Below are 21148 nucleotides of genomic sequence, written 5' to 3' on the forward strand. Positions count from 1 at the left end.
CGTGACGGGCGCTGGCGACATGAGCATCTTCCCGCGACTGCTGAAGATGCAGCGCTGCTGGCCCATTCTCAAGACTAGCGATGGTTTCATGGCAGGGGCTTAACACCTTATTCGCCGGCGCACATGCGCCATCCACTACAGGGCGCCGGAGCGCCAAACATAAGCAAATTATATGCCCGAAACTGAAGTGTTTGCCTAGAGCGCTGTAACAATAAAAAAGTATTGATTTTTATCGAGACAAGCACCCGGTCGACTAGCCAGACACCTCAGCGCTTACAGGCGGAACTCATGGCCCAGGTAGACTTCTTTTACCAGGTCGTTCGCCAGGATGGTGGCGGAGTCACCTTCGGCGATCAGTTGGCCATCGTTGACGATGTAGGCGGTTTCGCAGATGTCCAGGGTCTCACGGACGTTGTGGTCAGTGATCAGCACGCCAATGCCCTTGGCCTTGAGGTGATAGATGATCTGTTTGATGTCGCCGACCGAAATCGGGTCTACACCGGCGAAAGGTTCGTCGAGCAGGATGAATTTCGGGTTGGTGGCCAGTGCCCTGGCGATTTCCACGCGGCGACGTTCACCGCCGGACAGGCTCATGCCGAGGTTGTCGCGGATGTGGCTGATGTGGAATTCCTGCAGCAGGCTTTCCAGCTCTTTGCGACGACCGGCCTTGTCGAGTTCCTTGCGGGTCTCGAGGATAGCCATGATGTTGTCGGCTACCGACAGTTTGCGGAAGATCGACGCTTCTTGCGGCAGATAGCCGATGCCGGCCTTCGCGCGACCGTGCATTGGCTGGTGGCTGACGTCCAGATCGTCGATCAGCACGCGTCCCTGATCAGCCTGTACCAGGCCGACGATCATGTAGAAGCAAGTGGTCTTGCCGGCGCCGTTCGGGCCCAGCAGGCCGACGATTTGACCGCTGTCGATCGACAGGCTGACGTCGCGCACGACTTGGCGGCTCTTGTAGGCTTTGGCCAGATGCTGAGCTTTCAGAGTCGCCATTACGGGGCCTTTTTCGCGTCGGTTTTCGGCTTCGGCTGGATCACCATGTCAATGCGTGGGCGCGCTTCGGTGACTTTGTTGCCCGTGGCACGGCCGGCACTCGCAAGCTTCTTGACCGTGTCGTAGACGATTTTCTCGCCTTGGGTGACGTTGTTGTCCTTGTCGACAACCTTGGCCTTGTCGATCAGCACAACGCGGTTTTGCGCTGCGTGGTACTGGATCGTCACACCCCAGCCCTGAACAGGCTTGGTATCGCCTTGGGTCTGCAGTTGTTCGAAGTAGGCAAGGTTGCCCACCGAAGTCACTACGTCGATGTCGCCGGCCGGGGTGCGAGTGATGGTCACGGTATTGCCGGTGACCTTCATCGAGCCCTGAGTGATGATCACGTCACCTTTATAGGTGGCGATGCCATTCTTGTCGTCCAGTTGGGCGTCGTCGGCCTGAATGCGGATAGGCTGCTCTTGATCGTTCGGCAGAGCCCAGGCGCTCATGCTTCCCAGTGCTGCGCCCAGACTGAGCAAAATAGGGAGAGTTTTAACGAGCCTCATACTGTCCTCTTACGTTCGATAGCAGGTGTATCCTGCTTTCTTTCAAGTACGCTTTCATTCCGTTGCCTGTCGATACACCGCCAGCGCCGTCGATTCTAACGGGTTGGTCGGTCTGCGCATATTGGTCCTTGGGGAACACAGTCATACGGGTGCTGGTAATCAGGGTCTTGCGGTTTTTCTCATCGAAGCGCGTGATGCGTACCGAGTCGATCAGTTCGACCTGAGTGCCGTCAGGGTTGACTTCGCCGCGTTCACTCTGGACGTGCCAGGGGAATTCGGTGCCGCGAAACATGTTCAGGTCAGGATTGGTCAACAGCGTCACTTCAGTCGCTTTCAAGTGTTCAACCTTGTCGGACGTCATTTCGTATTGCAGCCTGCCATCGGGCAGGTACTGCACGCTGTGGGCGTTGGTTGCGTAATAGTCGATAGCGCTTTGATCGACAGGTGCAACGGTCTTGTCGAGAAAGCGTTCCGGGCTGATGTTCCAGTAGCCGACCGCCGCGAACAGCGCTGCGATGAGACCGAACAGCAGGATATTGCGAAACTTTTTGCTCAGCATAATGGGCTCACAGGTACGCGGCGTTGGCCGCATCGAGGCGGCCCTGGGCGCGCAGGATCAATTCGCAGAATTCGCGAGCGGCACCTTCGCCACCACGGGCAACGGTGATGCCATGGGCGTTTTCACGCACAAAGCTGGCGGCATTGGCCACGGCCATGCCCAGGCCGACACGGCGAATCACCGGCAGGTCCGGCAGGTCGTCACCCAGGTAGGCCACTTGCTCATAGCTTAGGTTGAGTTGGGCAAGAAGCTCGTCGAGCACCACCAGTTTGTCTTCGCGACCCTGATACAGGTGGGGAATGCCGAGATTCTTCGCACGCCGCTCAACCACCGGCGTCTTGCGGCCGCTAATGATAGCGGTCTGCACGCCGGCTGCCATCAACATCTTGATGCCTTGGCCGTCGAGGGTGTTGAAGGTCTTGAATTCGCTGCCGTCTTCGAGGAAATACAGGCGCCCGTCGGTGAGAACGCCGTCGACGTCGAAGACCGCCAGCTTGATGTTTTTGCCGCGTTGAAGCAGATCGTTGCTCATCACATTACTCCCGCGCGCAGCAGGTCGGACAAGTTGAAGGCGCCGATCGGACGATCCTCCTTGTCCACCACCACCAGCGCATTGATCCGGTGATCTTCCATGATTTTCAGCGCTTCGGCTGCCAGCATGTCGGCGCGAGCGGTCTTGCCGTGGACAGTCATGACCTCATCGATAGTGGTGTGATGGATATCAATGGTGCGATCCAGAGTACGGCGCAAATCACCGTCCGTGAAAATCCCGGCGAGCGTGCCATCGGCTTCAACGATCGCCGTCATGCCCAGCCCCTTGCGGGTCATTTCCATCAGTGCATCTTTCAGCAGGGTGCCGCGTGGTACTTGCGGCAGATCTTTCCCGGCGTGCATCACGGTTTCAACTTTCAGCAGCAGGCGTCGGCCCAGCGCGCCACCCGGGTGGGAAAAAGCGAAATCTTCTGCGGTAAAACCGCGGGCTTCCAGCAGCGCGACCGCCAGGGCGTCGCCCATCACCAGCGCGGCAGTGGTCGACGACGTTGGCGCCAGGTTCAGCGGGCAGGCTTCATGTTCGACGTGAACGTTGAGGTTGACCTCGGCGGCCTTGGCCAGCGGCGAATCAGGATTGCCGGTCACGCTGATCAACTGGATGCCCAGGCGTTTGATCAGGGGCAGCAGGGTGACGATTTCATTGGTGGAACCGGAGTTCGACAGGGCCAGGATGATGTCGTCGCGGGTGATCATGCCCATGTCGCCATGGCTGGCTTCGGCCGGGTGCACGAAAAAAGCCGTGGTGCCAGTGCTGGCCAGGGTCGCGGCGATCTTGTTGCCGATGTGCCCCGATTTGCCCATGCCGACCACGACCACGCGGCCTTTGCTGGCCAGAATCATCTCGCAAGCGCGTACGAAATCTGCGTCGATATGGGGCAGCAAGCCTTCTACGGCTTCCAGTTCGAGGCGGATGGTGCGTTGAGCTGATTGAATCAGGTCGCTGGATTGGCTCATGTCAGAAATCGTATAGCCTGATGAAAAGGCGGCGATTATAGCGGTAATGATCGAAACCCTCACGCAAGTTCGTCGTGCTTTGTCATTCCCTGTTACGGAAACCTTCTAAATAGAAGCTTTTAGCCGGCCTTGCCGTTGAACATGCCCGGCGTGGGCCTTGGGCGCTTGGCCTATGCAGTGATATAGTTCGCCGCCAGTTCGGCCCGCCCGGAGGTATGTGCTTTCGTCAGAAAGTCAGGCGTCCGAGTGAGAGGCTGCATCGCAAGGAGTTTAGATGAGTGCCGATAACGCCTACGCGGTCGAGCTGAAGGGAGTCTCCTTCAAGCGCGGTGCGCGCAGCATTTTCAATAACGTCGATATCCGTATCCCGCGCGGCAAGGTCACCGGCATCATGGGGCCTTCCGGGTGTGGCAAGACCACGCTGTTGCGTTTGATGGGCGCCCAATTGCGTCCTTCCAAAGGCGAAGTCTGGGTCAACGGCCAGAACCTGCCCAAGTTGTCGCGCAGTGATCTGTTCGATGCGCGCAAGCACATGGGTGTGCTCTTCCAGAGTGGCGCACTGTTCACCGACCTCGATGTGTTCGAGAACGTCGCGTTCCCGCTGCGCGTTCATACCGAGTTGCCGGAAGAAATGATCCGCGACATCGTCCTGCTTAAATTGCAGGCCGTCGGCTTGCGTGGCGCCATCGACCTGATGCCTGACGAACTGTCCGGCGGCATGAAGCGTCGTGTCGCACTGGCACGGGCGATTGCCCTCGATCCGCAAATCCTCATGTACGACGAGCCCTTCGTGGGCCAGGACCCAATCGCCATGGGCGTGCTGGTGCGCCTGATCCGCCTGCTCAATGACGCGCTGGGCATCACCAGTATCGTGGTCTCCCACGATCTGGCCGAGACCGCGAGCATCGCCGACTACATCTATGTGGTCGGCGAAGGCCAGGTGCTGGGGCAGGGAACTCCCGAGGAACTGATGAACTCACAGGAACCGCGGATCCGCCAATTCATGACTGGCGACCCCGATGGTCCGGTCGCATACCACTTTCCAGCGACGGACTACCGCGCAGATCTTCTGGGGAAGCGTTGATGCGCAAGATTTCATTAATAGAGCGAGTGCGCCGTTTTGGCCACGCCGCCATCGACGCGCTGGCAGTCTTCGGTCGCTCGACGATTTTCCTGTTTCACGCTTTGCTCGGCCGTGGCGGCATCGGCGGCGGGTTTGGCCTGCTGGTCAAGCAGCTGCATTCGGTGGGCGTGATGTCCCTGGTGATCATCGTCGTCTCGGGGATTTTCATCGGCATGGTCCTGGCCTTGCAGGGTTTCAGCATTCTTTCCAGCTATGGTTCAGAACAGGCTGTCGGGCAGATGGTCGCGCTGACGTTGCTGCGCGAACTGGGCCCGGTGGTGACTGCATTGCTGTTTGCCGGGCGTGCGGGCTCTGCCCTGACCGCTGAAATCGGCAACATGAAGTCCACCGAGCAGTTGTCCAGCCTGGAAATGATCGGGGTCGACCCGCTCAAATACATCATTGCCCCGCGCCTGTGGGCCGGCTTCATTTCCTTACCCGTGCTGGCGATGATTTTCAGCGTGGTGGGTATCTGGGGCGGTTCGTGGGTGGCTGTCGACTGGCTGGGTGTGTATGAGGGTTCGTACTGGGCAAACATGCAAAACAGCGTAACGTTCACCGGTGATGTGCTCAATGGCGTCATCAAAAGCATGGTTTTTGCCTTTGTCGTGACCTGGATCGCCGTATTCCAAGGGTATGACTGCGAGCCCACTTCCGAGGGGATCAGTCGTGCCACTACCAAGACCGTGGTGTACGCCTCTTTGGCGGTACTCGGCCTGGACTTTATTTTGACCGCCTTGATGTTTGGAGATTTCTGATGCAAAACCGCACCCTTGAAATCGGTGTCGGCCTTTTCTTGCTGGCTGGCATCCTGGCTTTGTTGCTGCTTGCCCTGCGAGTCAGTGGCCTGGCGCCGAGCGCGAGTACCGAAACGTATAAACTTTACGCCTACTTCGACAATATCGCCGGTTTGACGGTCAGAGCTAAAGTGACCATGGCCGGTGTGACTATCGGCAAGGTCACGGCAATCGATCTGGACCGCGACAGCTTCACCGGTCGGGTGACCATGCAACTGGAAAAGCGCGTAGATAACCTGCCGACTGACTCCACTGCATCTATCCTGACCGCTGGCCTGTTGGGTGAAAAGTACATCGGTATCAGCGTGGGCGGGGAACAAACCCTGCTCAAGGATGGCGGGACCATCCACGATACGCAGTCGTCGCTGGTGCTTGAGGACCTGATCGGTAAATTCCTGCTCAATACCGTTAGCAAAGACGCCAAATGAGGAGCTTTTGAATGATCTCTACCTTGCGACGTGGCCTGTTGGTACTACTCGCGGCCCTGCCGTTGATGGCTAACGCCGTGGCGGCGCCTTCAGCGCACGATCTGGTTCAGGACACTACGACCCGGATGTTGGCCGATCTGTCGGCCAACAAAGAGAAGTACAAGCAGGATCCGCAAGACTTTTACGCGGCGTTGAACACCATCGTCGGGCCTGTCGTGGATGCCGAGGGCATCTCCAAAAGCATCATGACGGTCAAATACTCGCGCAATGCCACGCCTGCGCAAATGCAGACCTTTCAGGAAAACTTCAAGAAAGGCCTGTTCCAGTTCTATGGCAATGCGTTGCTCGAGTACAACAACCAGGGCATCGTCGTTGATCCCGCCAAGGATGAGTCGGGCGACCGCACCAGCGTTGGCATGACGGTCAAAGGCACCAACGGCGCGATCTATCCGGTGTCTTACACCCTGGAGAAGATCAACGGCGAGTGGAAGCTGCGTAACGTGATCATCAACGGTATCAACATCGGCAAGCTGTTCCGCGACCAGTTCGCTGACGCGATGCAGCGCAATGGCAATGACCTCGACAAGACGATCAACAATTGGGCCGGGGAAGTCGCCAAAGCCAAGGCTACTACCGAGCAGACCACCCAATGAGTGTGTCGGCCATTCGCATGAGCGAGTCCGGCGAGTTGCATCTGAGCGGCATGCTGGACTATCGCACCGGCCCGGGTTTACGCAAGCAAGGGCAGGCGTTGATCAAGTCCAGCGCCGCGACCGCATTGGTCGTCGACTGCTCGGCAGTGTTGAAATCCAGCAGTGTCGGCTTGTCGCTGCTGTTGTGTTTCATGCGCGATGCACACGCGGCCGGCAAGGCGCTGAGCATCCGCGGGATGCCAGAAGACATGCGCGAAATCGCTCAGGTCAGCGAACTGACCGAGCTGTTGGCGCATCCCTAACCGCATCTATAAAGAAGCCCCCCGTCAGAGTCCTGCTTCGCGGGGTTCGCAGGCGCGGGGCTTTTTTGTATGATGTCCGACCCGCGCGCACAGGGCGCCGATTGAGGTTGAGCATGCAGGCCGTAGAAGTGAAGAGCTTCCTTGAAGGAAAGCTGCCCGGAACGCTGGTAGAAGTTGAGGGCGAAGGCTGCAACTTTCAGCTGAATGTGATTAGCGATGAACTGGCGGCGTTGAGCCCGGTGAAGCGTCAGCAGCAGATCTATGCCCATTTGAACCCATGGATCACCGATGGCAGCATCCATGCGGTCACTATGAAATTTTTCAGCAGCGCGGCCTGGGCCGAGCGCACCTGAGCCCAAGGGCGTCGAGATTCTTATGGATAAATTGATTATTACCGGTGGCGTTCGTCTTGATGGCGAAATCCGCATCTCCGGGGCAAAGAACTCTGCCCTGCCGATCCTGGCCGCCACCTTGCTGTGCGATGGTCCGGTCACTGTGGCCAACCTGCCGCACCTGCACGACATCACCACCATGATCGAGCTGTTCGGTCGCATGGGCATCGAGCCGGTGATCGACGAGAAGCTCAGCGTCGAAATCGACCCGCGCACCATCAAGACCCTGATCGCCCCGTACGAACTGGTCAAGACCATGCGTGCGTCGATCCTGGTGCTGGGCCCGATGGTTGCCCGTTTCGGTGAAGCCGAAGTCGCATTGCCTGGCGGTTGCGCCATCGGTTCGCGTCCGGTCGATCTGCACATCCGTGGCCTCGAAGCCATGGGCGCGATCATCGACGTCGAAGGCGGCTACATCAAGGCCAAGGCGCCGGAAGGCGGTTTGCGCGGTGCGAGCTTCTTCTTCGACACCGTCAGCGTGACCGGCACCGAAAACATCATGATGGCGGCCGCTCTGGCCAAGGGCCGCAGCGTGTTGCAGAACGCCGCTCGCGAACCTGAAGTCATCGACCTGGCGAACTTCCTGATCGCCATGGGGGCCAAGATCACTGGCGCCGGCACCGACACCATCATCATTGACGGCGTTGAGCGTCTGCACCCGACCACTTACAAAGTGATGCCGGACCGTATCGAAACCGGCACCTACCTGGTGGCGGCAGCCGTGACTGGTGGCCGAGTGAAGGTCAAGGACACTGATCCGACCATCCTCGAAGCCGTCCTTGAGAAGCTCAAGGAATCGGGCGCGGAAATCACCTGCGGCGAAGACTGGATCGAGCTGAACATGCACGGCAAGCGGCCAAAAGCCGTCAACGTGCGGACCGCTCCGTACCCGGCGTTCCCGACCGACATGCAAGCGCAGTTCATCTCGCTCAACGCCATTGCCGAAGGCACCGGTGCCGTGATCGAGACGATCTTCGAAAACCGCTTCATGCACGTTTACGAACTGCACCGCATGGGCGCCAAGATCCAGGTCGAAGGCAACACTGCCATCGTTACCGGAACCGAGAAGCTCAAGGGCGCGCCAGTCATGGCCACCGACCTGCGTGCTTCGGCCAGCCTGGTGATCTCGGCGCTGATCGCTGAAGGCGACACCCTGATCGATCGCATCTACCACATCGACCGTGGTTACGAGTGCATCGAAGAGAAACTGCAGATGCTCGGCGCCAAGATCCGCCGCGTACCGGGCTAGTTTCTGCTGCATGGGCGCAGGGACGCGCCCTTTGAATTTGTTTAAGTCGAGCCTGTTTCAGGCTCGATGCATGTCCGGCGCCGATTGCGACCGGGCATCAGTAGCCTGATAAGGACTGACGTTTCCCATGTTGACCATCGCACTGTCCAAGGGCCGCATCCTTGACGACACCCTGCCGCTTCTGGCTGAAGCGGGCATCGTGCCGACCGAGAATCCGGACAAGAGCCGCAAGCTGATCATTCCCACGACCCAGCCTGACGTCCGTCTGCTGATCGTGCGCGCCACCGATGTGCCGACTTACGTCGAGCATGGCGCCGCGGACCTGGGCGTCGCCGGTAAAGATGTGCTGATGGAATATGGCGGCCAGGGCCTGTACGAACCTTTGGACCTGCGCATTGCCCTGTGCAAGCTGATGACCGCCGGCCGTGTCGGCGATGTCGAGCCCAAGGGCCGCTTGCGGGTCGCGACCAAGTTCGTCAACGTTGCCAAACGTTACTACGCCGAGCAAGGTCGTCAGGTCGACATCATCAAGCTGTACGGCTCGATGGAGCTGGCGCCGCTGATCGGCCTTGCCGACAAGATCATCGACGTGGTCGACACCGGCAACACCTTGCGCGCCAATGGCCTGGAACCCCAGGAGTTCATTGCCGACATCAGCTCCCGGCTGATCGTCAACAAAGCTTCGATGAAAATGCAACACGCCCGTATCCAGGCGTTGATCGACACCCTGCGCAAGGCAGTGGAGTCTCGACACCGCGGCTGATTCACCTGCGCGACGTTAAGTCGCGCCCGTCTATCCGCCTCATAGCCAGAATTCTCAGGTGCCCAAGCGGATCGAATGGTAGCTTCGGGCGCCTGAGTTTTTGCCATTCCTATGAGGCTCTCGCTATGACCGCACCGACTGCAATTCGCCGACTCAACGCTGCTGACCCGGATTTCGCGCATCATCTGGATCATTTGCTGAGCTGGGAAAGTGTGTCTGACGACTCGGTCAATCAGCGGGTGCTGGACATCATCAAAGCCGTGCGCGAGCGTGGCGATGCGGCGCTGGTGGAGTTCACCCAGAAATTCGACGGTCTGCAAGTGGCCTCCATGGCCGACTTGATCCTGCCGCGCGAGCGCCTGGAACTGGCGCTGACCCGGATCACCGTGGCGCAGCGCGAAGCGTTGGAAAAAGCCGCCGCCCGCGTGCGCAGCTATCACGAAAAGCAGAAGCAGGATTCCTGGAGCTACACCGAAGCCGACGGCACGGTGCTGGGCCAGAAGGTCACACCGCTGGACCGCGCCGGCCTGTACGTGCCGGGTGGCAAGGCGTCCTACCCGTCCTCGGTGCTGATGAACGCGATCCCGGCCAAAGTCGCAGGTGTGACCGAAGTGGTCATGGTGGTGCCGACCCCGCGCGGTGAAATCAATGAACTGGTGTTGGCCGCCGCGTGCATCGCCGGCGTGGACCGGGTGTTCACCATCGGCGGCGCGCAAGCGGTGGCTGCGCTGGCGTATGGCACCGAAAGCGTGCCGAAGGTCGACAAGGTCGTCGGGCCGGGCAACATCTATGTCGCCACGGCCAAGCGTCACGTCTTCGGTCAGGTCGGTATCGACATGATCGCCGGCCCCTCGGAAATCCTCGTGGTGTGTGACGGCCAGACCGATCCGGACTGGATCGCCATGGACCTGTTCTCCCAGGCCGAACACGACGAAGACGCGCAGGCGATTCTGGTGAGCCCGGACGCCGAGTTCCTCGACAAAGTGGCGGCGAGCATCAGCAAATTGCTGCCGACCATGGAGCGCGCCGAGATCATCGAAACTTCGATCAACGGCCGTGGTGCGCTGATCAAGGTGCGTGACATGGAGCAAGCCATCGAAGTCGCCAACCGCATCGCACCGGAACACCTGGAGTTGTCGGTCGCCGATCCGCAGGCCTGGTTGCCGCTGATCCGCCACGCCGGTGCAATCTTCATGGGCCGTCACACTTCCGAAGCCCTGGGCGATTACTGCGCCGGCCCGAACCACGTGCTGCCGACCTCCGGCACGGCGCGCTTCTCTTCGCCGCTGGGGGTGTACGACTTCCAGAAACGCTCGTCGATCATTTTCTGTTCCGAGCAGGGCGCGTCCGAACTGGGCAAAACCGCCTCCGTGCTGGCCCGTGGCGAGTCTCTGACTGCCCACGCCCGCAGCGCTGAATACCGCATCGTCGACGATAAGAAGGTGGACTGAACATGAGTAAATTCTGGAGCCCCTTCGTCAAGAGTCTGGTGCCATACGTGCCGGGCGAGCAGCCGAAGCTGACGAAACTGGTGAAGCTAAACACCAACGAAAACCCGTATGGTCCATCGCCCAAAGCCTTGGCGGCGATGCAGACCGAACTCAATGACAACCTGCGTCTGTACCCGGACCCGAACAGCGACCTGCTCAAGCAAGCCGTGGCCCGGTATTACGGCGTGCAGGGCAATCAAGTGTTCCTCGGCAACGGTTCCGATGAAGTGCTAGCGCACATTTTTCACGGTTTGTTGCAGCACGATAAACCGCTGCTGTTCCCGGACATCAGCTACAGCTTCTACCCGGTTTACTGCGGGTTGTATGGCATCGCGTTCGACGCCGTGCCGCTGGATGCAGACTTCCGGATCAACCCGGCGGACTACGCCAAGCCGAACGGCGGGATCATTTTCCCCAACCCGAATGCGCCGACCGGTTGCCTGCTGACGCTGCAAGCCGTCGAGCAAATCCTTCAGGCCAGCCCGGATTCGGTGGTCGTGGTGGACGAGGCCTACATCGACTTCGGCGGCGAAACCGCGATCAGTCTGGTGGATCGTTATCCAAACCTGCTGGTGACCCAGACCTTGTCCAAATCCCGTTCACTGGCTGGCCTGCGGGTTGGCCTGGCGGTGGGGCACCCGGACCTGATCGAAGCGCTGGAGCGGATCAAGAACAGCTTCAACTCCTACCCGCTGGATCGCCTGGCGATTGTCGGCGCGGCGGCGGCGTTTGAGGATCGCGAGTATTTCGACACGACCTGCCGGCTGGTGATCGAGAGTCGCGAGAAGGTGATCGGGCAGTTGCAGGCAAAAGGCTTCGAGGTGCTGCCGTCGGCGGCGAACTTCATCTTTGCGCGTCATCCGCAGCACGATGCGGCGGGGCTGGCGGCGAAGTTGCGCGAGCAAGGTGTGATCGTTCGGCACTTCAAGCAGGAACGCATCGCGCAATTCTTGCGGATCACCATCGGCACGCCCGAGCAGAATCAGGCGCTGATCGACGGCCTCGGCGACCTCTGAGCCGCCTTCGCGAGCAAGCCCGTTCCCACATTTGATCTCCGGTGTTCACCGCCGATCCAGTGTGGGAGCGGGCTCGCTCGCGAATGGGCAAACACCGACCTTAAGTCTGTGCCCCGCAACACTTACTCTGCTTCTTTCTCCTTGACCGGCGCCGGTGGCGGGCGCAGGCCGATTTCGGCGGTGAGCTTCAGCTCCTTGCCATTGCGCATCACCTGGATCGTCACCTTGTCCGTTGGTTTGATCCGCGCGACCTGGTTCATCGAGCGACGACCATCACCGGCCGGCTCGCCGTCGATGGCCAGAATCACGTCGCCCAGTTGCAGGCCGGCCTTCTGCGCCGGCCCGTCACGGAAAATCCCTGCGACCACAATCCCCGGACGCCCCGACAAGCCGAACGACTCCGCCAGTTCCTGGGTCAGCGGCTGAACTTCGATGCCGAGCCAGCCACGAATCACCTGGCCGTGTTCAATGATCGACTTCATCACTTCCATGGCCAGTTTGATCGGGATCGCAAAACCGATGCCTTGCGAACCGCCGGACTTGGAGAAAATCGCCGTATTGATGCCGGTCAGGTTGCCGTTGGCGTCCACCAGCGCACCGCCGGAATTGCCGGGGTTGATCGCGGCGTCGGTCTGGATGAAGTCTTCGTAGTTGTTCAGGCCCAACTGATTGCGCCCGGTGGCGCTGATGATGCCCATGGTCACGGTCTGGCCGACGCCGAACGGGTTGCCGATGGCCAGCGCGACGTCGCCGATGCGAATGTTGTCGGAGCGGCCCACGGTGATCGACGGCAGGTTTTTCAGGTCGATCTTCAGTACCGCGAGGTCGGTTTCCGGGTCGCTGCCGATGACGCGGGCGAGGGTTTCACGACCGTCCTTGAGCGCCACCACAATCTGGTCGGCGCCACTGGTGACGTGGTTGTTGGTCAGCAAATACCCTTCCGGGCTCATGATCACGCCCGAACCGAGGCTCGACTCCATACGCTTCTGCTTGGGCGAGTTGTCGCCGAAGAACCGGCGGAACTGCGGGTCTTCGAACAGCGGATGGTTCGGCTTGTTGATGACTTTGGTGGTGTACAGGTTGACCACGGACGGCGCGGCGATGGTCACCGCGTCTGCGTATGACACTGGCCCCTGCTGCACGCTGGTGGTTTGCGGGGCTTGCTGCAGGTTGACGTCGAGGCTCGGGAGCCCGACCCATTGCGGGTAACGCTGGATGATCAACAGAGCGATAAGCACGCCGGCCAACAGCGGCCAGCCGGAAAAACGCAGCGCCTTGAGCATTAAGCACGTCCTGAGAGGTTGCAGGTGGTATGAGACCGCCCATAATGTCGCGCATTATACGAGGCGAGCGCGCCTCTGAACGGGATATTTAGGAGTCTTTTATGGCCGTCGCCCTGAGCACCCTCGTCGAAGAAGCCGACCGTTACCTCGGCAGCGCCAGGATTGCCGATTATTGCCCCAACGGTTTGCAGGTCGAGGGGCGGCCGCAAGTGATGCGCATCGTCAGTGGCGTCACCGCCAGCCAGGCGTTGCTGGACGCGGCGGTCGAAGCCCAGGCGGACCTGGTGCTGGTGCATCACGGCTACTTCTGGAAGGGCGAAAACCCATGCATCACCGGCATGAAACAGCGCCGCTTGAAAACCTTGCTCAAGCACGACATCAGCCTGCTGTCTTATCACCTGCCGCTGGATTTGCACCCGGACGTTGGCAACAACGTACAACTGGCGCGGCAACTCGACATCACGGTCGAAGGGCCGCTGGACCCGGAGAACCTCAAAATAGTCGGCTTGGTCGGCTCCTTGAGTGAACCGATGACGCCGCGTGATTTCGCCCGTCGGGTGCAGGAAGTCATGGGCCGCGAGCCGTTGCTGATCGAAGGCAGCGAGATGATCCGCCGGGTCGGCTGGTGCACCGGTGGCGGTCAGGGTTACATCGACCAAGCGGTGTTGGCAGGGGTCGACCTGTACCTCAGCGGCGAAGCGTCCGAGCAAACCTTCCACAGCGCCCGGGAAAACGACATCAGCTTCATCGCCGCCGGCCACCACGCCACCGAGCGCTACGGCGTGCAGGCCTTGGGCGATTACCTGGCGCGGCGGTTTGCCCTCGAACACATCTTCATCGATTGCCCGAATCCGATCTGATCAGCCCGCCACCATCCAAATGTGGGAGCGGGCTTGCTCGCGAAAGCGCTGTATCCGTCGACATCAATGTTGAATGTCAGTCCGTATTCGCGAGTAAGCCCGCTCCCACAGGGGCGTTGGTGGCCAAACGAGGCGGTATATTCATATACCCTTTCGATCTAGCCGGCGTCCTGATTAGAAGAGGTCGCTGTGCTAGGATTCCCCGCTCGAACACGGCCCGCTGGCCGTCCATAAGATCGTTTTCGTGAGTAGCCATGGTCGACAAACTGACGCATCTGAAACAGCTGGAGGCCGAAAGCATCCACATCATCCGCGAGGTCGCCGCCGAGTTCGATAACCCGGTGATGCTGTACTCCGTCGGTAAAGATTCCGCCGTGATGCTGCACCTTGCGCGCAAGGCATTCTTCCCGGGCAAGCTGCCGTTCCCGGTGATGCACGTCGACACCCGGTGGAAGTTCAAGGAAATGTACGCGTTCCGCGACCGCATGGTCGAAGAACTGGGCCTGGACCTGCTGGTGCACGTCAACCCCGATGGCGTCGCGCAGGGCATCAACCCGCTGACCCACGGCAGTGCCAAACACACCGACATCATGAAAACCGAAGGCCTCAAGCAGGCCCTCGACAAGTACTGTTTCGACGCCGCTTTCGGTGGTGCTCGCCGTGACGAAGAAAAATCCCGTGCCAAAGAGCGCGTGTATTCCTTCCGCGACACCAAGCACCGCTGGGATCCGAAAAATCAGCGTCCAGAGTTGTGGAACGTCTACAACGGCAACGTCAACAAGGGCGAATCCATTCGTGTGTTCCCGTTGTCGAACTGGACCGAACTGGACATCTGGCAATACATCTACCTCGAAGGCATCCCGATTGTGCCGCTGTATTTCGCCGCCGAGCGCGACGTCATCGAGATGAATGGCACCTGGATCATGATCGACGACGAACGCCTGCTCAATCACCTGAGCGACGAAGACAAGGCGCGCATCGTCAAGAAAAAGGTCCGTTTCCGCACACTCGGCGACTACCCGCTGACCGGCGCGGTCGAGTCCGAGGCGACCAGCCTGACCGACATCATTCAGGAAATGCTCCTGACGCGAACTTCCGAACGCCAGGGCCGGGTCATCGACCACGATGGCGCAGGCTCGATGGAAGAAAAGAAACGTCAGGGTTATTTCTAAGGGGTTGTCATGTCGCACGTATCTGATTTGATCAGCGAGGACATCCTCGCCTACCTGGGCCAGCACGAACGCAAGGAAATGCTGCGCTTTCTGACCTGTGGCAACGTCGACGACGGCAAGAGCACCCTGATCGGGCGCCTGCTGCACGACTCCAAGATGATCTACGAAGATCACCTGGAAGCCATTACCCGCGACTCGAAAAAAGTCGGCACCACCGGCGAAGACATCGACCTGGCGTTGCTGGTCGACGGCCTTCAGGCCGAGCGTGAGCAGGGCATCACCATCGATGTCGCCTACCGCTATTTCTCCACCGCCAAGCGCAAATTCATCATTGCCGACACCCCCGGCCATGAGCAGTACACCCGCAACATGGCCACTGGTGCGTCCACCTGTGACCTGGCGATCATCCTGGTCGACGCCCGCTACGGCGTGCAGACCCAGACCCGCCGCCACAGCTTCATCGCGTCGTTGCTGGGCATCAAGCACATCGTGGTCGCCATCAACAAGATGGACCTCAACGGTTTCGACGAAAGCGTGTTCGAGTCGATCAAGGCCGATTACCTGAAGTTCGCCGAAGGCATCGCGTTCAAGCCGACCACCATGGCCTTCGTGCCAATGTCGGCGTTGAAGGGCGACAACGTGGTGAACAAGTCCGAGCGCTCGCCGTGGTACACCGGCCAGTCGCTGATGGAAATTCTCGAAACCGTCGAGATCGCCAACGACCGCAACTACACCGACCTGCGTTTCCCGGTGCAGTACGTCAACCGTCCGAATCTGAACTTCCGTGGTTTCGCCGGCACCCTGGCCAGCGGCATCGTGCACAAGGGCGACGAAGTCGTGGTGCTGCCGTCGGGCAAGAGCAGCCGCGTGAAATCCATCGTCACCTTCGAAGGTGAACTGGAGCATGCAGGTCCAGGCCAAGCGGTGACGCTGACCATGGAAGACGAGATCGACATCTCGCGCGGCGACCTGCTGGTACACGCCGATAACCTGCCGCAAGTGACTGACGCCTTCGACGCCATGCTGGTGTGGATGGCCGAGGAACCGATGCTGCCGGGCAAGAAATACGACATCAAACGCGCCACGTCTTACGTGCCGGGTTCGATCACCAGCATCGTCAATCGCGTTGACGTGAACACCCTGGAAGAAGGTCCGGCCAGCTCGCTGAACCTGAACGAGATCGGCCGGGTCAAGGTCAGCCTCGACGCCGCCATCGCGCTGGACGGTTACGCGAGCAACCGCACCACCGGGTCGTTCATCGTCATTGATCGCTTGACCAACGGCACCGTCGCGGCGGGCATGATCATCGCGCAGCCGTCGGCCCATGGCAGCAGCTCGCACCACGGCAAACTGGCGCACGTCGCCACCGAAGAACGCGCCCAGCGCTTCGGTCAGCAACCGGCCACCGTGTTGTTCAGCGGCTTGTCGGGCGCGGGCAAAAGCACCCTGGCTTATGCGGTTGAACGCAAGTTGTTCGACATGGGCCGTGCGGTGTTTGTACTCGATGGCCAGAACCTGCGTCACGACCTGAACAAAGGTCTGCCACAGGATCGCGCCGGGCGTACCGAGAACTGGCGTCGTGCCGCGCACGTTGCGCGTCAGTTCAACGAAGCCGGTTTGCTGACCCTGGCAGCTTTCGTTGCACCGAGTGCAGAAGGTCGTGAACAGGCCAAGGGCCTGATCGGCAAGGAGCGACTGCTGACGATTTACGTCCAGGCCTCGCCGGCCGTGTGTGCCGAGCGTGATCCGCAAGGGCTGTACGCCGCCGCTGGCGACAACATCCCGGGCGATTCCTTCCCGTATGACGTGCCACTGGATGCAGACCTTGTGGTCGACACTCAGTCGCTGTCGCTGGAAGAAAGCGTCAAGCAAGTGCTGGATCTGCTGCGTCAGCGTGGCGCGATCTAAGCGCTAGCCACCATAAAAAACCCGCCGATGAGCGATCATCGGCGGGTTTTTTTGTGACTCGCAATATTCAAATGTGGGAGCGGGCTTGCTCGCGAAAGCGCTGTATCGGTCGACAGCAATGTTGAATGTCAGTCCGCATTCGCGAGCAAGCCCGCTCCCACAGGTTCAGTGTTCGCCATAGATCCCCTGTGACGATGAAGCCGGAACCGACACCCGATTACTTGGCTGGATACTCGCGATGCATCTGCTCCAGCAACGCATCCTTGTCTTCCCACAACTGATTGATCCAGCCCTGAAACTCCAGTCGGTATTCCCCGTCCTGGTCGTAATTCCTGCCGATGAACTGCGGCGGAATCTTCAGCTCTTCAAAATGCACCACCACGTCTTTGACGTTGCCGCAGAGCAAATCCCAATACCCCGGACGCCCGCCCGGATAGTGGATCGTTACGTTGACGATGGATTCCAGCTGTTCTCCCATCGCATCCAGCACAAATGCAATGCCGCCAGCCTTTGGCTTCAGCAGGTACTTGAACGGTGATTTCTGCTGCGCGTGCTTGCCCTCGGTAAAACGCGTGCCTTCGACGAAGTTGAAGATCCCCACCGGGTTGTTGCGAAACTTTGCGCAGGTCTTGCGGGTGGTTTCCAGGTCTTTGCCTTTTTTCTCCGGGTGCTTTTCCAGGTAAGCCTTGGAGTAACGCTTCATGAACGGAAAGCCCAGTGTCCACCAGGCCAGACCAATCACCGGCACCCAGATCAGCTCTTGCTTGAGAAAGAATTTCAGCGGCTGGATGCGGCGGTTGAGCACGTACTGCAACACCATGATGTCGACCCAGCTCTGGTGGTTGCTGGTGATCAGGTACGAGTGCTGATAGTCCAGGCTTTCAAGGCCGCTGAGTTGCCAGCGGGTGCGGCGGACCAGGTTCATCCAGGCCTTGTTGTTGCTGATCCAGGCTTCATGGGTGTGGCTCATCAGCCAACGCGTGAAGCGTTGGGTAATGGCGAAGGGCAGCACCTTGAAAATCGCCACGCAGAACAGAAACGAGCAGAGCAAAATCGTGTTCAGCGCCAGCAACAGCGATGCAATCACGCCGCGCACGGCGGCAGGCAGGAAATCCAGCATTTAAAGATCCACAGGTCGGTTGGCAGCTTGAATCGCGGTCAACGCGATGGTGTAGACGATGTCGTCGACTTGCGCGCCGCGCGGCAGGTCGTTCACCGGTTTGCGCAGGCCTTGCAGCATCGGCCCGAGGCTGACGCAGTCAGCGCTGCGCTGCACGGCTTTGTGCGTGGTGTTGCCGGTGTTCAGGTCCGGGAACACAAACACCGTGGCGCGACCGGCCACCTGACTGTTCGGAGCCAATTGCTTAGCGACGGTTTCGTTGGCGGCGGCGTCGTATTGCAGCGGGCCGTCGATCAGTAGCGAGTGCTGTTGTTCGTGGGCGAGCAACGTTGCTTCACGGACTTTCTCGACTTCTCCGCCACTGGCCGAGTCACCGCTGGAATAGCTGATCATCGCCACGCGCGGGGTGATGCCGAACGCGGCCGCCGAATCGGCGCTTTGCAGGGCGATCTCGGCCAGTTCGCTGGCGGTCGGGTGCGGGTTCATTACGCAGTCGCCGTAGACCAGTACTTCCTCCGGGAACAGCATGAAAAACACCGACGACACCAAGGTACAGCCCGGCGCGGTCTTGATCAGTTGCAGGGCCGGGCGGATGGTGTTTGCCGTGGAATGAATGACCCCGGACACCAGGCCGTCGACTTCATCCAGCGCCAGCATCATGGTGCCGATCACCACGGTGTCTTCCAGTTGCTGCTCGGCCATCGGCGCGTTGAGGCTTTTGCTTTTGCGCAGCGAGACCATCGGTTCGACGTAGCGCTGGCGGATCAAGTCCGGATCAAGAATCTCCAGCCCCGGTGGCAGCTCGATGCCTTGCGCGCGGGCGACCGCTTCGACGTCTTCCGGTTTCGCCAGCAACACGCAACGGGCGATGCCTCGCGCCTGACAGATCGCCGCGGCTTGCACGGTCAGCGGTTCGCTGCCTTCGGGCAACACGATTCGTTTGTTGGCGGCCTGGGCGCGCTGGATCAGTTGATAGCGGAACACCGCCGGCGACAGGCGCATTTCCCGTGGCGTGCCGCAGCGCTGGTGCAGCCATTTGGCATCGAGATGGCTGGCGACGAAGTCGGTGATGATCTCCGCACGCTCGCGGTCGTCGATCGGGATTTCCTTGTTCAGACCGTTCAACTGGTTGGCGGTGTCGTAGGAGCCGGTGCTCACCGACAACACCGGCAAACCCGCCTGCAACGCGCCACGGCACAGGTCCATGATGCGCGGGTCGGGCAGGGTGTCGCTGGTCAGCAGCAAGCCGGCCAGCGGCACGCCGTTCATGGCGGCGAGGCTGACGGCGAGGATGATGTCGTCGCGGTCACCTGGGGTCACCACCAGCACGCCGGGCTTGAGCAGCTCCACGGTGTTACGCATGGTGCGGGCGCAGATGATGATTTTGGTCATGCGCCGGGTTTCGTAATCGCCGGCATTGAGGATTTGCGCGCCCATCAGGTCGGCGACGTCGCGGGTGCGCGGCGCGTTCAACTCTGGTTGAAACGGGATGCAGCCCAGCAAGCGGAAATCACCGCTGCGCAGCAACGGTGAGTGCTCCTTCAGGCGCGACGCGAAGGCCTCCATGCTTTCGTCGGTTTTGACCTTGTTGAGAATCACGCCGAGGACTTTCGGGTCTTTCGGCCCGCCGAACAATTGCGCCTGCAATTCCACACGACCGGAAAGTTCGGTCAGCACTTCGTTTTCCGGTGCCGAGACCAGGATCACCTCGGCGTCGAGGCTTTTCGCCAAGTGCAGATTGACCCGTGCGGCGTAACTGGCGCTGCGGGTCGGGACCATGCCTTCGACAATCAGCACGTCTTTGCCGACGGCCGCTTGCTGATAAAGGGTGATGATTTCTTCGAGCAGCTCATCCAGCTGACCGTCGCCGAGCATGCGCTCGACGTGCGCCAGGCCCAGCGGCTTTGGTGGTTTCAAACCGTGCGTGCGGGCCACCAGTTCGGTGGAGCGTTCCGGGCCGGTGTCGCCTGGATGGGGCTGGGCAATCGGTTTGAAAAAGCCGACTTTGAGGCCGGCTCGTTCAAGGGTGCGCACCAGCCCGAGGCTTATTGAGGTCAGACCCACACCAAAGTCGGTGGGTGCGATAAAAAAAGTTTGCATGCGGATTCTCTAAGGGGTGCAGGCAATGGCGAGGGCCTATGATTGGCCGTCTGCCGAAATTCAGTCGCCAAGGTTATCGCTAACCGAGCCTTGTGCGCACCAACCGCAATCAAAGCGCTGGCCTATTTTTTCAATACGTTGCGCGGGGTCCATGACCCAGGCCCGCGATTGCCACGGTGGCTGGTGACGCAGGTGCTGGGTGTGGCCGCAGGAAAGCTCGACCACCCAGTGCCCGTCCTCATCCTGATGGAAACCTGTGACCGTCGAGTCTTTCGCTGCCATCCGTCTGTCCGGGTTGTGTTCGCTTTCGGGCGATTGCTTCGCTAAACTTGGCCTTTCTATATTCTTCTGCAAAAGGTCTCGCCCCATGCTGATCGCCGCCAATAAGGCTGTCTCCATCGACTATACCCTGACCAACGACGCTGGTGAGGTCATCGACAGCTCCGCCGGCGGCGCGCCGCTGGTCTACCTGCAAGGCGCAGGTAACATCATCCCGGGCCTGGAAAAGGCTCTGGAAGGCAAGAAAGTCGGTGACGAACTGACCGTTGCCGTAGAACCTGAAGACGCTTACGGCGAATACGCTGCCGAACTGGTCAGCACCCTGAGCCGCAGCATGTTCGAAGGCGTCGACGAATTGGAAGTGGGCATGCAGTTCCACGCTTCCGCGCCAGACGGCCAAATGCAGATCGTGACCATTCGCGACCTCGACGGCGACGACGTTACCGTCGACGGCAACCACCCGTTGGCCGGTCAGCGCCTGAATTTCCAGGTCAAGATCATCGACATTCGTGACGCCAGCCAGGAAGAAATCGCTCATGGTCACGTCCATGGCGAAGGTGGCCATCACCACTGATTTTCTGCGCTAAGCTTTCGAGAACTG

The 21148-nt window shown here is 60.0% G+C and carries 23 protein-coding genes; 14 read left to right on the forward strand and 9 right to left on the reverse strand.

All coding sequences use genetic code 11. The features are described 5' to 3' along the window. Positions 1–273: 273 nt before the first annotated feature. Genes lptB through ACQKP4_RS02810 form a run of 5 tightly spaced genes read right to left on the reverse strand, consistent with a single transcriptional unit; the run spans position 274 to position 3612 of the window. A complete protein-coding gene (lptB, locus tag ACQKP4_RS02790) occupies positions 274–999 on the reverse strand; it encodes an LPS export ABC transporter ATP-binding protein (RefSeq protein ID WP_162439253.1) in 726 nt (241 codons plus the stop codon). Next, on the reverse strand, positions 999–1547 hold the full coding sequence (gene lptA / locus ACQKP4_RS02795; RefSeq protein WP_427630199.1) for a lipopolysaccharide transport periplasmic protein LptA: 549 nt from the start codon (positions 1545–1547) through the stop codon (positions 999–1001). The genes lptB and lptA overlap by 1 nt, the downstream gene beginning before the upstream one ends. Continuing rightward, positions 1534–2106: an LPS export ABC transporter periplasmic protein LptC gene (lptC, locus tag ACQKP4_RS02800; RefSeq protein ID WP_427630201.1), complete on the reverse strand. Its 573-nt coding sequence runs from the start codon at positions 2104–2106 to the stop codon at positions 1534–1536. The genes lptA and lptC overlap by 14 nt, the downstream gene beginning before the upstream one ends. A gap of 7 nt (positions 2107–2113) precedes the next feature. Beyond that, on the reverse strand, positions 2114–2638 hold the full coding sequence (locus ACQKP4_RS02805; RefSeq protein WP_427630203.1) for a KdsC family phosphatase: 525 nt from the start codon (positions 2636–2638) through the stop codon (positions 2114–2116). Next, the gene (locus ACQKP4_RS02810) at positions 2638–3612 is read right to left on the reverse strand and encodes a KpsF/GutQ family sugar-phosphate isomerase (RefSeq protein ID WP_427630205.1); all 975 of its coding nucleotides are present in this window, start codon (positions 3610–3612) and stop codon (positions 2638–2640) included. The genes ACQKP4_RS02805 and ACQKP4_RS02810 overlap by 1 nt, the downstream gene beginning before the upstream one ends. A gap of 274 nt (positions 3613–3886) precedes the next feature. On the opposite strand from ACQKP4_RS02810, the gene ACQKP4_RS02815 reads away from it, so the two are divergent. The 10 genes from ACQKP4_RS02815 to hisC all read left to right on the forward strand — a co-directional run bounded on the left by ACQKP4_RS02815 (position 3887) and on the right by hisC (position 11825). Beyond that, positions 3887–4696, forward strand: coding sequence for an ATP-binding cassette domain-containing protein (locus tag ACQKP4_RS02815; RefSeq protein WP_427630207.1), 810 nt, complete (start codon positions 3887–3889; stop codon positions 4694–4696). Further along, positions 4696–5493, forward strand: coding sequence for a lipid asymmetry maintenance ABC transporter permease subunit MlaE (gene mlaE / locus ACQKP4_RS02820; RefSeq protein WP_427630209.1), 798 nt, complete (start codon positions 4696–4698; stop codon positions 5491–5493). Before ACQKP4_RS02815 ends, mlaE begins: the two co-directional genes overlap by 1 nt. Further along, positions 5493–5960: an outer membrane lipid asymmetry maintenance protein MlaD gene (gene mlaD / locus ACQKP4_RS02825; RefSeq protein WP_427630211.1), complete on the forward strand. Its 468-nt coding sequence runs from the start codon at positions 5493–5495 to the stop codon at positions 5958–5960. Before mlaE ends, mlaD begins: the two co-directional genes overlap by 1 nt. 11 nt (positions 5961–5971) lie before the next feature. Then, positions 5972–6613, forward strand: coding sequence for an MlaC/ttg2D family ABC transporter substrate-binding protein (locus ACQKP4_RS02830; RefSeq protein ID WP_427630213.1), 642 nt, complete (start codon positions 5972–5974; stop codon positions 6611–6613). Then, on the forward strand, positions 6610–6915 hold the full coding sequence (locus ACQKP4_RS02835) for an STAS domain-containing protein (RefSeq protein WP_427630215.1): 306 nt from the start codon (positions 6610–6612) through the stop codon (positions 6913–6915). The genes ACQKP4_RS02830 and ACQKP4_RS02835 overlap by 4 nt, the downstream gene beginning before the upstream one ends. Positions 6916–7028: 113 nt before the next feature. After that, a complete protein-coding gene (locus tag ACQKP4_RS02840) occupies positions 7029–7268 on the forward strand; it encodes a BolA family protein (RefSeq protein ID WP_007912386.1) in 240 nt (79 codons plus the stop codon). A gap of 22 nt (positions 7269–7290) precedes the next feature. Continuing rightward, positions 7291–8556, forward strand: a complete 1266-nt coding sequence (gene murA, locus ACQKP4_RS02845; RefSeq protein WP_427630217.1) for a UDP-N-acetylglucosamine 1-carboxyvinyltransferase — start codon at positions 7291–7293, stop codon at positions 8554–8556. Between the two features lie 127 nt (positions 8557–8683). After that, positions 8684–9319, forward strand: coding sequence for an ATP phosphoribosyltransferase (gene hisG, locus ACQKP4_RS02850; protein ID WP_427630219.1), 636 nt, complete (start codon positions 8684–8686; stop codon positions 9317–9319). 125 nt (positions 9320–9444) lie between these two features. After that, positions 9445–10770, forward strand: a complete 1326-nt coding sequence (gene hisD / locus ACQKP4_RS02855; protein WP_427630221.1) for a histidinol dehydrogenase — start codon at positions 9445–9447, stop codon at positions 10768–10770. A gap of 2 nt (positions 10771–10772) precedes the next feature. Next, complete coding sequence (gene hisC, locus ACQKP4_RS02860; protein ID WP_427630223.1) at positions 10773–11825, forward strand: histidinol-phosphate transaminase; 1053 nt, start codon at positions 10773–10775, stop codon at positions 11823–11825. A 122-nt stretch (positions 11826–11947) separates the two neighbouring features. On the opposite strand, the gene algW is transcribed toward hisC, so the two are convergent. Further along, positions 11948–13108, reverse strand: coding sequence for a Do family serine endopeptidase AlgW (gene algW, locus ACQKP4_RS02865; RefSeq protein WP_427630225.1), 1161 nt, complete (start codon positions 13106–13108; stop codon positions 11948–11950). A gap of 101 nt (positions 13109–13209) precedes the next feature. Here algW and ACQKP4_RS02870 point away from each other — a divergent pair, with 101 nt between their 5' ends. The 3 genes from ACQKP4_RS02870 (at position 13210) to cysN (ending at position 17048) form a co-directional block, all read left to right on the forward strand. After that, positions 13210–13968 (forward strand): Nif3-like dinuclear metal center hexameric protein, encoded by a 759-nt coding sequence (locus ACQKP4_RS02870; RefSeq protein WP_427630227.1) that lies wholly within the window; start codon positions 13210–13212, stop codon positions 13966–13968. Positions 13969–14222: 254 nt separating this feature from the next. After that, positions 14223–15140 (forward strand): sulfate adenylyltransferase subunit CysD, encoded by a 918-nt coding sequence (gene cysD, locus ACQKP4_RS02875; protein ID WP_427630229.1) that lies wholly within the window; start codon positions 14223–14225, stop codon positions 15138–15140. Between the two features lie 9 nt (positions 15141–15149). Further along, complete coding sequence (gene cysN / locus ACQKP4_RS02880) at positions 15150–17048, forward strand: sulfate adenylyltransferase subunit CysN (protein ID WP_427630231.1); 1899 nt, start codon at positions 15150–15152, stop codon at positions 17046–17048. 217 nt (positions 17049–17265) lie between these two features. On the opposite strand, the gene ACQKP4_RS02885 is transcribed toward cysN, so the two are convergent. The 3 genes from ACQKP4_RS02885 to ACQKP4_RS02895 are packed head-to-tail and all read right to left on the reverse strand — an operon-like array spanning position 17266 to position 20667. Beyond that, positions 17266–18168, reverse strand: coding sequence for an acyltransferase (locus ACQKP4_RS02885; protein ID WP_427630233.1), 903 nt, complete (start codon positions 18166–18168; stop codon positions 17266–17268). Then, positions 18169–20268: a phosphate acetyltransferase gene (gene pta / locus ACQKP4_RS02890; RefSeq protein WP_427630235.1), complete on the reverse strand. Its 2100-nt coding sequence runs from the start codon at positions 20266–20268 to the stop codon at positions 18169–18171. Positions 20269–20328: 60 nt separating this feature from the next. Beyond that, complete coding sequence (locus ACQKP4_RS02895) at positions 20329–20667, reverse strand: DUF3565 domain-containing protein (RefSeq protein WP_427630237.1); 339 nt, start codon at positions 20665–20667, stop codon at positions 20329–20331. Here ACQKP4_RS02895 and ACQKP4_RS02900 point away from each other — a divergent pair. Continuing rightward, positions 20636–21121 carry an FKBP-type peptidyl-prolyl cis-trans isomerase gene (locus tag ACQKP4_RS02900; RefSeq protein ID WP_201195774.1) on the forward strand — a complete coding sequence of 162 codons (486 nt, stop codon included), beginning with the start codon at positions 20636–20638 and terminating at the stop codon, positions 21119–21121. The genes ACQKP4_RS02895 and ACQKP4_RS02900 overlap by 32 nt on opposite strands. Positions 21122–21148 lie beyond the last annotated feature (27 nt).

Source organism: Pseudomonas sp. NPDC086278 (assembly GCF_050280905.1).
In the GTDB taxonomy this organism is placed as follows: Bacteria; Pseudomonadota; Gammaproteobacteria; order Pseudomonadales; family Pseudomonadaceae; genus Aquipseudomonas.

Coding starts and splice junctions, on each gene's coding strand:
- lptB (WP_162439253.1), bottom strand. CDS start 999: ATGGCGACTCTGAAAGCTCAGCATCTGGCCAAAGCCTACAAGAGCCGC.
- lptA (WP_427630199.1), bottom strand. CDS start 1,547: ATGAGGCTCGTTAAAACTCTCCCTATTTTGCTCAGTCTGGGCGCAGCA.
- lptC (WP_427630201.1), bottom strand. CDS start 2,106: ATGCTGAGCAAAAAGTTTCGCAATATCCTGCTGTTCGGTCTCATCGCA.
- ACQKP4_RS02805 (WP_427630203.1), bottom strand. CDS start 2,638: ATGAGCAACGATCTGCTTCAACGCGGCAAAAACATCAAGCTGGCGGTC.
- ACQKP4_RS02810 (WP_427630205.1), bottom strand. CDS start 3,612: ATGAGCCAATCCAGCGACCTGATTCAATCAGCTCAACGCACCATCCGC.
- ACQKP4_RS02815 (WP_427630207.1), top strand. CDS start 3,887: ATGAGTGCCGATAACGCCTACGCGGTCGAGCTGAAGGGAGTCTCCTTC.
- mlaE (WP_427630209.1), top strand. CDS start 4,696: ATGCGCAAGATTTCATTAATAGAGCGAGTGCGCCGTTTTGGCCACGCC.
- mlaD (WP_427630211.1), top strand. CDS start 5,493: ATGCAAAACCGCACCCTTGAAATCGGTGTCGGCCTTTTCTTGCTGGCT.
- ACQKP4_RS02830 (WP_427630213.1), top strand. CDS start 5,972: ATGATCTCTACCTTGCGACGTGGCCTGTTGGTACTACTCGCGGCCCTG.
- ACQKP4_RS02835 (WP_427630215.1), top strand. CDS start 6,610: ATGAGTGTGTCGGCCATTCGCATGAGCGAGTCCGGCGAGTTGCATCTG.
- ACQKP4_RS02840 (WP_007912386.1), top strand. CDS start 7,029: ATGCAGGCCGTAGAAGTGAAGAGCTTCCTTGAAGGAAAGCTGCCCGGA.
- murA (WP_427630217.1), top strand. CDS start 7,291: ATGGATAAATTGATTATTACCGGTGGCGTTCGTCTTGATGGCGAAATC.
- hisG (WP_427630219.1), top strand. CDS start 8,684: ATGTTGACCATCGCACTGTCCAAGGGCCGCATCCTTGACGACACCCTG.
- hisD (WP_427630221.1), top strand. CDS start 9,445: ATGACCGCACCGACTGCAATTCGCCGACTCAACGCTGCTGACCCGGAT.
- hisC (WP_427630223.1), top strand. CDS start 10,773: ATGAGTAAATTCTGGAGCCCCTTCGTCAAGAGTCTGGTGCCATACGTG.
- algW (WP_427630225.1), bottom strand. CDS start 13,108: ATGCTCAAGGCGCTGCGTTTTTCCGGCTGGCCGCTGTTGGCCGGCGTG.
- ACQKP4_RS02870 (WP_427630227.1), top strand. CDS start 13,210: ATGGCCGTCGCCCTGAGCACCCTCGTCGAAGAAGCCGACCGTTACCTC.
- cysD (WP_427630229.1), top strand. CDS start 14,223: ATGGTCGACAAACTGACGCATCTGAAACAGCTGGAGGCCGAAAGCATC.
- cysN (WP_427630231.1), top strand. CDS start 15,150: ATGTCGCACGTATCTGATTTGATCAGCGAGGACATCCTCGCCTACCTG.
- ACQKP4_RS02885 (WP_427630233.1), bottom strand. CDS start 18,168: ATGCTGGATTTCCTGCCTGCCGCCGTGCGCGGCGTGATTGCATCGCTG.
- pta (WP_427630235.1), bottom strand. CDS start 20,268: ATGCAAACTTTTTTTATCGCACCCACCGACTTTGGTGTGGGTCTGACC.
- ACQKP4_RS02900 (WP_201195774.1), top strand. CDS start 20,636: ATGCTGATCGCCGCCAATAAGGCTGTCTCCATCGACTATACCCTGACC.
- ACQKP4_RS02895 (WP_427630237.1), bottom strand. CDS start 20,667: ATGGAGACAGCCTTATTGGCGGCGATCAGCATGGGGCGAGACCTTTTG.